General features: G+C 68.8%; 1 protein-coding gene. It reads left to right on the forward strand.

Annotated features, from left to right (window positions below; genetic code table 11):
- The coding region (locus tag LPA54_RS32930; RefSeq protein WP_228984419.1) for a His/Gly/Thr/Pro-type tRNA ligase C-terminal domain-containing protein at positions 1-967 on the forward strand (967 nt) is incomplete at its 5' end.
- Between the last annotated feature and the right edge of the window lie 8 nt (positions 968-975).

The raw sequence follows: 975 nt of genomic DNA on the forward strand, positions 1-975 counted from the left end.
GTTCCTTCGTACGACGGAATTCCTGTGGCAGGAAGGGCACACGGCACACGCCACCTACGAGGACGCCCGGGACTACGCCGCACACATCCACCAGGAGGTGTACGCCGACTTCCTGGAGAACGTCCTCGCCATGGATGTCGTACCGGGCCGCAAGACGGTCAGGGAGCGGTTCGCCGGCGCGGTCAACACGCTCACCCTGGAAGGCATGATGGGCGACGGCAAGGCCCTCCAGCTGACCACGAGCCACGAACTGGGCCAGAACTTCGCCAAGGCGTTCGAGACGCGCTACCTGTCGAAGGACGGCCGTGAGGAATACGTCTGGCAGACGTCGTGGGGTTCCACGACCCGGATGGTCGGCGCACTGGTGATGATGCACGGCGACGATGACGGCCTTCGCGTCCCGCCGCGTCTGGCACCGGTTCAGGTGGTCGTCGTGGCCGTCAAGGGCGACGACGCGGTCCTGGACACGGTCCGCGGGATCGGTGACCGGCTGAAGGCGGCCGGTGTCCGCGTACACGTCGACGACCGCACCGACACGCCGTTCGGCCGCCGCGCGGTCGACTGGGAGCTCAAGGGGGTGCCGGTACGCATCGAGGTCGGGCCACGTGACGTGGAGAACGGGACTGCCGTGCTGGTCCGCCGCGTAGCGGGAAGCAAGGAGCCGACGCCGATCGGGGCACTGCCCGAGATCCTGCCCAGGGTACTGGAGGACGACCAGGCGCTTCTGCTGGCGCAGTCCCGTAAGCGTCGAAACGACCGCACCGTCGAGGTGACCACGGTCGAGGACGCCGCGGAGGCGGCGAGCACCGGCTGGGCGCGCATTGCCTGGGAAACGCTGGGCGTGGAGGGTGAGGCCAAGCTCGCCGAACAGGGCGTCACCGTGCGGTGCCTGGTCGCCGCGGACGGCTCCGTTCCCGACAGCGACGACCAGCCTGGCAACATCGCCGTCGTGGCACGCGCCTACTGACCCTGGTG

Origin of the sequence: Streptomyces sp. DH12, assembly GCF_020873895.1 — a bacterium.
Lineage (GTDB): Bacteria > Actinomycetota > Actinomycetes > Streptomycetales > Streptomycetaceae > Streptomyces.